The following is a 9,355-nucleotide window of genomic DNA, read 5'->3' as shown; positions in this document are numbered from 1 at the left end:
AAAAACGAATGCCGGCTCATCGAGGGCAGGATCACCACCAACTGGAAACAGGCCCTCGCCCAACTCGTCGCCGCATACCCGGAACGCATGGAACCCTACCTCTAAAAACAACAACAAAAAACACCCATACACAAACAATTTGACAAGCTCTCCCCCAGTCACGGCTACGCCGCGACAGCCCCCTCAGCCGAGGGGGCCGAGGCTCCTCCCGCGTCCCAGACGGGACAGCACCATCCTCGGCCCCCTCGGCTGAGGGGGCTCCCGGCGAAGCCGGGTGGGGGAGCGTCACACCCGACGACGCCCCAACTGCCGCAACCTCCACGCTCACCGCACCAGGAGCAGTCGTCTCGACCTCGAACCGCACCCGGGCCGGCACAGAGCCATCCGCCGCGCCAATATCCAGCGTTCGCACGCTCACCCCGTCGTACGCGATATGGTCGCGCGGGCCGACCCACAACGTCGCCGGCCGATAGATGCCCGCACCCGAATACCAGCGCGAATTGGGCTGGTCGGCGTTCCTCGCGATCACACGAATCTCATGTTCACGACCTGCCGAGAACCGGCCGGTCACATCGACCGCGAAATCCGTATATCCGTATGGACAGCTCGCCGCCCGCTCGCCATCGATCCACACCTCGGCGTTGTGGTACACGCCTTCGAACTCCAGCGTCATCGCACGTCCGGCGAGATCCTCCCCCGGCATGAACCGCTTCACGTATTCATAGTCACGCCCCTCGAACCATCCGGAATTGACGCCGCTGGTGGCGAACGGCGAGCGCGGCTCGCTCAGCATCGCGTCATGCGGCAACGTCACCGGTTTGAATGGTTCGCCGGCCGCATCAAGATGCCGGTATGCCCACCCTCCATTGAAATCGACTGCCTTCATCGCCCGCATCCTTTGCCATGTTGGTTGCATACCACCTTAGTCGGCAGCGGGGCATGCTCATAAACAGCGCGAACGCAACAGGAACAGTGCGGTTTGACGATCAAGAGGCAGAAAACGTCTGCCGTCCGAATCGGTTTGACGATCGAGAGGCAGCATGAGCCGGCCAGGCACCCCAAACAGACCCCCTAAGCGCCCATATATGCCGAATCAGGCATACTCAGCAGCCTCTCGAACGTAAAACCGAGGCGAGCAGATCACCAAATCAGCCTCTCGAACGTAAAACCGAAGCGCAAACAGCCGTTCAGCGCACACGCATGAACGCCATGCCGGCGGCGACGAACACGGCCACGACCGCGACGAAGCCCCACAGTGTGGTGCCGATCGCGCCGGGCAGCACGAGCGCCGGGGTGACGAACGCGAACAGGCCGCACAGCAGACGCGAGAAGCCGAGAATGAAGCCCTGCACGGAGGCGCGGGATTCGGCCGGGAACGTCTCCTGCGTCCACACCTTGCAGATCGCCTCGCCGGCCAGCGGCAAACCGACGTACATGATGGCGGTGGCGGCGACGATCACCCACAGCGAGCCGCCGCCCGCGGCCATGAGCACCATCGCGGCGAGCGCGACCACACCACCGGCCACGAACAGCGGGTTGCGCCAACGCGTGTTGACCGTGACGGACACCACCCAGTTCGCGGCGAACATCACCACGTACAGCACGATGCCAAGGCCCGTGGCAAGGCTTTGCGAGGCGTGCGCGTTGACGAGCATGTAGGTCTGGAACTGGCCCCACGTGTTCGCCACGAGATTCCAGCCGATGTAGAACACGAGCAGCGACGCGAAGGCCGGAATGAGCTGGCGCGGCATGCCGAACGGGCCGGCAGCGACCTTGCCGTCATCTCGAGCGGCAATCGCACCGTTTCTGTTGTCATCTCGAGCGGAGGCGAAGCCGGAGTCGAGAGATCTTTCCTTCCCATCCGCCGTCCCGGCTTCGGCAAGATCGTTCCGCTTGCCCGAAACGACGGCAGTATGCTCGGCCCGTTCGGCCGCAACGTGCAACGCCGCGAACTCCCGCGAGCGCACACGCCACAGCCACAGCCCGCAGGCCACCACCGCGAACAGTGCGAACACCACGCGGCCGCCGGTCGCTCCGGGCATCCGCGACACCGCGAAGGCGATCAGCGCCGATCCCAGCATGCCGATCTGCCATCCGAGCTGGGTCACGGTCACGAGCGTCGAGCCGGCGGCCGGGTCCTGCGCATCGCGCGACATCACCGAAATCGACACCGGCAGGTCGAGCCCCGTGCCGAATCCCACGATGGTCACACCGGCCAGCAGCATCCAGAAGTTCGGAGCGGTCGCGCACAATACGAAGCCAACCGTCGATACGAGGTTCGTCCAGTTGAAGACGCGGGTCATGCCGAGACGTGCGCACAGCCAGCCGGCGAGCAGCGATCCGGCCGCGATGGCGAAGTTGAGCACCGCGCTCAGCGCGCCGACCTGCATGGCGTCGAGTCCGAGGCCGGACTGCCACATGGTGATCGTGGTGGACAGGCCGACGATGGCCGACGAGCCGAGGAACGAACCGAGGCCGCCGCAGTAGCCGAGGCGGGTCAGTGCGGCATGGGCCGGGCGGGATGGGCCGGGCGCATGCGACGTTGCGTTCTGCGCTGAGCGAGACATGTCATACTCCTTTATACGTATTACATATCTAATCTAGCGCAATGAATATACATGCCATATATGTAGGGGGCATTGATATCACACGTCATGCAAGCCGCATCAGCACATCTCGCAGGGAAACGACCGCAACTCAACATAACGACGCGTTACTGCTGACTTACGGGCTCCTGCGTCACCGAAAACGACCGCAACTCAATGTCCGCATCACAATTCCGTTGACGTACGGTCGTTTTCACCGCTGGAAACGACCGTACGTCAATGAGGGGAACACAATATTGCTGAGATACGGCCGTTACGGCGAACGCGCCGACGGAAAGGCGACCGATTAGCGGAGAAATTCGCCGGTGATCGGATCGCGGCCGTCGCGTTCGATCGCGGCCAGTGTCCGACTGCCGTCGTCCAACTCATGATCGCGGGCGACGGCCGGCGGGACCAGCACCCGCAACGCCTTGTCCTGCGCCGCGACCCGCACCGGCAGATGCCCGATATACTCGCCGTCCGCCATCAACACCGGCGGTTCGGCGCCGTCCACGGCCCGCGTGATCTCGACATCGCGCACCCGCTTCCAGCCGAACACGTGCGACGCGAGCAAGCGTCCGTTGTACCCCTTCGAAATCGCGTCCGCGATCTCCAACGCATTCGGCATATGGTCGATCCACACCAGGTCCAGCAGTCCGTCCGCAAACCGCGAATACGGCGACACTTCCAGCCCGCCGCCGATATGCCGCGAATTGGCGACCGTGATCATCGGCGAGATGATGTCGCGCTCCTCGACGCTGCCGTCCGCAAGCGTGGCTTTGATGTGATATCCGTACTGTTTGAGATGCGTGACTTCGACGAGCACCGCCACGAAATACCGTAACGAACCACCCGGCAGCCGCGAATGATTGGCCCGGTCGTTGATGGTGGCGTCAAGGCCGCAGTTGAGCATGCCGCCATAGAACCGGTCGATCGGAGGATGGGAAGGGTCAACGGCGGCGTTCTCCGCACTGCCTGTCCCAACGCCGGCGACGGCCGGATCGTCCAAGTCCGCGGCTTTGCCCGTATCCGACGATTCATTCGAGCTGCCCAACAGATTGCCGGTCGCCGCATCCACCGCGTATCCGCCCGGCAACGACGTGACCCGTCCCATATCCACATCGATATGGCTGCCGCGCACGATCGCGCCGACGATGCCCTCGACCGCCGTTTCGATGCGGTTGACCGGCAGCCCGAGTCCGCGCGCGAAATCATTGCCCGATCCGGTGGCCACGATGCCCAGCGGCTTGCCGCTGCAGCCGACCGCGTTCGCGCCGAGCGCGATCATGCCGTCGCCACCGACCACCACCAGATGCGTGTACTCGCCGCTTCGCTCGCGCGCGCGGTTCAGCGAATCGTCAAAGCTCGTGCCGGTCAGGTCGATGACGTCGAAACCGTGCCGTTCGCCGGCCGCGGTCAGCAGTTCCATGACCTGCGCGTCGATCTCGGCCCCTTTGCCCTTGTCGGACACCGGGTTGCCGATCATCGCCACGACGGTTCGCACGTTGCTCGCTTCACTCATACCGCCCACGATAACCCATGCGCCTCGCCGCACGCCAGCGTCACCGGAGGATATTCCGTCTGTTTTCGGCCTGCGGAAAGCTGCGGTTCCCGCGGCGGCCGCTCGCCAGTCGGACGCAGGGCACCGGTTTACGGCACCACATCGAGCCGCCGCAACCGGTACGCTCGCCTCCGGCCCATCGCCGCGCACGACCGCCCGATATGCCTTACTTCGCCGCGGCCAGCCCCTGCTCGATCAGCGCGCGAATCGCCTCGGACGTCTTCATGCCGTGCTCCTGAGCGTACTGCCTCACTCGTCGTTCCCCGTCCGGATCGATGCGAAACTGCATGATCTTGCTGGCGCGTTCCCGGCCGATCTTCAACGGGCGGCCGCGACGCAGTTGGCGAATCCACTTGCGCTCCTGCGGGGTGGGGTCCCGTGCCCAACCTTTGCCTTCCTTAAGTTGCTGTTCCAAAAACTCAACATCATAGCCGCGTTCAGCCTCCTCTACTGCCTTTTGAAACCGAGCGGCCACTTCAGGCGGAAAATCAGAGTCCTCATAAATCGGTACACCGTGGTGGTAGTAAACCATCGTGCCCCTCCTTCCAACATTCTGTGGTACTTCTTGCGCACCGGCATGGAATGAATCAGCCACCAGCGCCCGTCATCGTAAAGCAGGATCACCTCCAATGCCACCCCGTGCTGGGTGAATCCCAAGAGCAGTTCTTTCGGAGGATCTTCCTGCAGAGGAGACTCCCGCATGTAGTGCTCCACCACATACATCGAATCCTCCAGCGGCACGTTGTGCTTGAAGGCCGACCGCTTCACACCGATTCCATTATTGTAATACATAAATCTCCTTCAGGGAATCGCGTCAGTCACAGGCGACCGGGCCGGCACGAGAGGTGCGCGAAACGTACGGCGCAAACGGCACTTGTGTCGGCGTGGAGACGGTCACCTGCACGTCTTCGGCATCGACGTCGCATCCGTCAAGACGAACTTCGTCGATCGACGCGACGGCGAGCGCGACCGCGCAGGGTTCGGATGAACCGTTGCGTAGTGCGGCCGCCGCGGAGAGCGCGGCAAGATCCGCCGCCGATCGAGCGCGAACCTGGCAAATCAGCAGATTGCCGGCGGACGCAACCGCCCCGAGCAGCACACCGACCAGCAGGATCAGCGCGACGCCGGCCACCGTTCCGGAACCGACGTCGTCTCGGGCCACCAATCGCAGACCGTGTACATTTCTTCCGTTCATGGCACCACCCCGCTCGCCGTGCCGGTAACGCGCGTCGGCAGCACGCCGAGCGGATCGGGCACGACCGGGCACTGCGTCACCACCGTCACCCGGTTGCCGTCATACGACACGCTCGCCGTCACGCCATCGCCGGCGACCGCCCGCGCCATCGCCGCCGCATCAACCGCACCTTTCCCGGAGATCACCAGTTCCCGTGCGGCCGCCGCAGCCGCATCTTGACAGTCCATCGACACGATCACCGCACGCGACAAGCACAGCAGCAACACGGCCACCGCCACAACGGCGGGGAGCACCACGGCGAATTCCGCCGTCGCCGCTCCCCTGTCCGCGTAACGCAGCGCGGCGAACAATGCGGCCGGCTGCACCGCACAGGACCGGTATCGGTAGCGACGCCATACCAGCGGCTGGTCGTCGCGCAGCGCATGTTCCGGCATGACGGAACGCCGGTCGTGCGATCGCCCGGCCGACCGCACGACCACATGGTCAGCATCGCACCTGTTATCCGCGCACGCGGCCGATACCTGTTCGGCAGCCGCACGCGCGACCTCCGGCACGTGAGCAGACGCCGCCACATGAGCCGCGCGCTCACAGGCGCCTGACTCATGAGCAGCTCCGCACACGGACGCCGCCGCATTCCCCTGCACTTTCGCAGACGCCCCCGCCCGCATTCTTCGCCGCCACATGGTTCACCCGACGTTCAACGCTTTTTTGACGAGGTTTGTCAGCAGCGTTTTGATGCCGTCCGATTTGAGAATGGCGATCAGCACGGCCGCGAATCCGGTCGCCGCAACCAGCACAACCGCGTATTCGGCCGTGACCGCGCCTTCCTCCGGTTCAGCGGTCAGCGTGCGCATCCTTGCATCCAGACAGCACAGCTCCCGCCGCCCCTGTTCGTAGAATTCCGCGGCCCGCTGTTTGGCATACAGAAACAGACCGGCCTTGCCATCGACATTGATTGGTATGACGTCACTCATGGCGTTCCTTTCACTTGGGTTTCCCGACCACCGTGGTCGCGGTCCAGCAACTATGCCAGAACATCCGATGTGATCAAGCGAAAAACGGGGTATGTGGTCGAAAGGTCGGGGTTATCCACATGCCGGCGTGTCTGTCCACATTTTTTGGGGATAACTCAGTTGCGGGAACGGCTTATGTGGATAACCAAACGCATGGTTATCCACAAACGCGCCGATGACGGACATTTGCGGCAGGCGCAGCAGTTTACGCAAATTACGATACCGGCGACGACAACGGCGCGGTTGACGACCGCGATAATGATATCGGCACGCGGCGTTGCGGCATGATGGCATCGCCGATGATGCGATTGATGATGGAATGTTACGCAAAGTGCCGCATGCCGCGACACCGACGGCCCATTACGACAGGAATGACACGATCGACGGAATGACGCCGATCAGCACGAATGCCGGCAGAAAGCACAGTCCGGTCGGCAACAGCAGTTTCACGGCAAGTTTGCCGGCGGATGCTTCGATGGCGGCACGTTCATCGGCATCGCATTGGTCCAGCATCGATTCCAGCCGGCTTACCGGCGAGACGCCGCTGTGCCATGACGATTCCAGCGCCTCTTCCAGCATGGCGTATAGATCACGGCCGCCATCGCTCATCGAACCTCGCGGCGCTCTGTCTTGGGAACCGGCCACCTCGGTCGGTTTGGCCACCAGCCACGCATCATGCCAGGAGGAACCGCGCAGCAACGCCGCACCGATCCGCTGCAAGTCGTCGCCGTCCGCTCCCCCAATCGCCTTACCGACAGCCTGCAACGCACGCGGGATGGACGCACCCTGTTTAAGCGCGGCGACCAGCAGCGACACCATCGTCGCCGTCGACACCGCAATATCATCAAGCTCGTCACCGTCGCCGCGCACGACGTTCCCGGACGTCGTGGCAAGACGACACCGCGCATCGGAATCGCTAAACCGCAGCCACACCACGATCGCGATCATCGCACCGCACACGAACGCGTACCCCACGAGCATCCTCCATATCGCGCAGCATCGCGCGCATCCACAGCACGCCGCCGGCATAGCAGCACAAACCCAATCCCAGGCACGCCAGCCCTTGCGCCGAGCCGAACAGAAACTCCAACGGCCGTGATCCCAGCAATTCCCCGAACCCCACCGTGATGACCGGCAACGCGACGAGCAGTTTCGCCGTCGCCTCGGGCACGGCGAACGCCTGCGAGCGCAGATCGTCCAGCAATCTGGCCCGCCGGTAAGACGCACCCACCACTTCAAGGCATTGCACGGCCGGGCACCCCAAGACGGAGCTGGCCCGACCGGCCGCCGCGATATCGGCGGCGACCTGTGCGACGTGCCGCTTGCGTTCCTTGGGCAGCGCACGGTCGTCAAGCATCGCGCGAATATGATCGATGCGCAACGCGCGAGCGAATGACGACCGTTCGCCGCGGTCCGGCGCCTGTCGGGCGATCGCCTGTTCCAACGTCGCACCGCCGCGCATCGCAGCGCAGAGCGCGGCGATCACCGGGCCGATGCCAACGCGCGGACGCGCCAGATGATCTGCCTGAGGCGAACGTTGATCAGGCTTCGTCGATCGGCCTCTGTGACACACGTTCATCGCGTCAAGCCTCCGCATCCGCATCGCCGTATCGCCCGACCAAACGGCAATCGCCGTCACAACCGAAGCTACAGCGATCATCACCATGTCGTTGCTCACGCGGCACACTCCTCCCCTTACGACATCATGCCGATCGCACTCATGGAATTGCTCTACGTGCGACGCGGCCTGATTGGCGGCCTTGCTACAGCACCCCAACCCGTCAGCTTCGCTGCCACCCTCCCCTCAAAGGGGAGGGAAACCTTTCACGCCAATCCTCCGGCTCGTACCGCTTGGCCAATCCCTCAAAAAGGCGAGAAATCGGCAGTATCGATAATCAAGGAGCCGCCGAACACGCCATCATTGCAGCCATCGTCGGGCAAAATCAGGCCATCCGGGGCCGGCCATCGGGGTGCCGGCGCCATCCCAGATCGCGATGACCTCGCCCATCAGCCCCGATCCAAGTCGGCCGCCACCCACCCCGGAACCATTGTCATCCGGTTCGTCATCACCGTTCTGCGACGGCACGATGCAACCGCCCGCACCGGCCACGTTCAGCCGCCCGATCTGACTGATGTATCGCCGTCCACCGCCGTCACGTTCCACGTGAAACACTACGTCGAACGCATCACGCGCAAGCATGGCCGTCGCCTCGACCGGCAGTCCGGCCAGCAGTCCCAACGCGGCCAATCGCATCGGCACGCGGGTCACATCGTCGGCATGCAACGTCACCATGCCGCCGCGATGCCCGGAATTGAACGCGCGCAGCAGATCCGCGATCTCCGCGCCGCGACATTCTCCGAGCACCACGCGATCCGGCCGCATCCGCAACGTGGCCTTGACCAGCTCCGGCAACCCGATCTCGCCGGCTCCCTCGACATTGGCCTCGCGCGTAACCAACGACACACGATTGCCGTCGCCGATCGCGCCCAGCTCGCGCACCTCCTCGACCGTGACGATGCGTTCGTCCGCCGAGCACAGCGCGAGCATGGCTTTGAGCAGTGTGGTCTTGCCCGCGCCCGTACCGCCCGATACCAGCATCGTCGCCCGCCGTACGACCAGCTCGCGTACGATCGGCAGCCAGATCGCCGGCATCAGCCCGCTCGCGCACAACGATTCCAGCGTCGGCGGCGAGCGCGGCGGCAGACGGATCGAAATGGCAGCACCTTGCGGCACGATCGGCGCAATCACCGCGTGCACGCGCAATCCCTGGGCGGACGACGCATCCGCAATCGGACAGGCGTCATCCAATCGCCGGCCAAGTTGGGCGCACAGCTGTACCGCATAGTCGCGCACGACCTGCGAGGAACGGAACGGGATCGTCAATCGACATTCCCTCATACCGGAACCGCGGTCGGCCCATACGCGCCCTTCGCAGGTCACGACCACATCGGTCACGCACGGGTCGGCGACAATGTCATCCAGCGGACCGAATATCACATC

Annotated in this window: 10 protein-coding genes and 1 pseudogene; all 11 read right to left on the bottom strand. The window is 63.9% G+C overall.

Annotated elements, in window-relative coordinates:
• Positions 1-523: 523 nt before the first annotated feature.
• Positions 524-793, bottom strand: a pseudogene (locus AC1A0G_RS11155) (glycosyl hydrolase 2 galactose-binding domain-containing protein); the annotation flags it as partial.
• 394 nt (positions 794-1,187) lie between these two features.
• Complete coding sequence (locus AC1A0G_RS11150) at positions 1,188-2,567, bottom strand: MFS transporter (RefSeq protein ID WP_476529756.1); 1,380 nt, start codon at positions 2,565-2,567, stop codon at positions 1,188-1,190.
• A gap of 325 nt (positions 2,568-2,892) precedes the next feature.
• Positions 2,893-4,107, bottom strand: coding sequence for a diacylglycerol/lipid kinase family protein (locus AC1A0G_RS11145; RefSeq protein ID WP_476529754.1), 1,215 nt, complete (start codon positions 4,105-4,107; stop codon positions 2,893-2,895).
• A gap of 205 nt (positions 4,108-4,312) precedes the next feature.
• Positions 4,313-4,678, bottom strand: coding sequence for a hypothetical protein (locus tag AC1A0G_RS11140; protein ID WP_476529752.1), 366 nt, complete (start codon positions 4,676-4,678; stop codon positions 4,313-4,315).
• Positions 4,594-4,938, bottom strand: a complete 345-nt coding sequence (locus AC1A0G_RS11135) for a hypothetical protein (protein WP_476529750.1) — start codon at positions 4,936-4,938, stop codon at positions 4,594-4,596. Before AC1A0G_RS11135 ends, AC1A0G_RS11140 begins: the two co-directional genes overlap by 85 nt.
• A gap of 22 nt (positions 4,939-4,960) precedes the next feature.
• Positions 4,961-5,341, bottom strand: coding sequence for an Rv3654c family TadE-like protein (locus AC1A0G_RS11130; RefSeq protein ID WP_476529748.1), 381 nt, complete (start codon positions 5,339-5,341; stop codon positions 4,961-4,963).
• Positions 5,338-5,691, bottom strand: a complete 354-nt coding sequence (locus tag AC1A0G_RS11125) for a TadE family type IV pilus minor pilin (RefSeq protein ID WP_476529761.1) — start codon at positions 5,689-5,691, stop codon at positions 5,338-5,340. Before AC1A0G_RS11125 ends, AC1A0G_RS11130 begins: the two co-directional genes overlap by 4 nt.
• Before the next feature lie 336 nt (positions 5,692-6,027).
• The gene (locus AC1A0G_RS11120; RefSeq protein ID WP_476529746.1) at positions 6,028-6,315 is read right to left on the bottom strand and encodes a DUF4244 domain-containing protein; all 288 of its coding nucleotides are present in this window, start codon (positions 6,313-6,315) and stop codon (positions 6,028-6,030) included.
• 399 nt (positions 6,316-6,714) lie between these two features.
• Complete coding sequence (locus AC1A0G_RS11115) at positions 6,715-7,302, bottom strand: type II secretion system F family protein (RefSeq protein WP_476529744.1); 588 nt, start codon at positions 7,300-7,302, stop codon at positions 6,715-6,717.
• Positions 7,271-8,032 carry a type II secretion system F family protein gene (locus AC1A0G_RS11110; RefSeq protein ID WP_476529742.1) on the bottom strand — a complete coding sequence of 254 codons (762 nt, stop codon included), beginning with the start codon at positions 8,030-8,032 and terminating at the stop codon, positions 7,271-7,273. The genes AC1A0G_RS11115 and AC1A0G_RS11110 overlap by 32 nt, the downstream gene beginning before the upstream one ends.
• Before the next feature lie 240 nt (positions 8,033-8,272).
• Complete coding sequence (locus AC1A0G_RS11105; protein WP_476529760.1) at positions 8,273-9,352, bottom strand: CpaF family protein; 1,080 nt, start codon at positions 9,350-9,352, stop codon at positions 8,273-8,275.
• Positions 9,353-9,355 lie beyond the last annotated feature (3 nt).

This window comes from Bifidobacterium sp. LH_230 (assembly GCF_056357555.1).
This window is presented reverse-complemented; position numbering and strand designations above follow the sequence as displayed.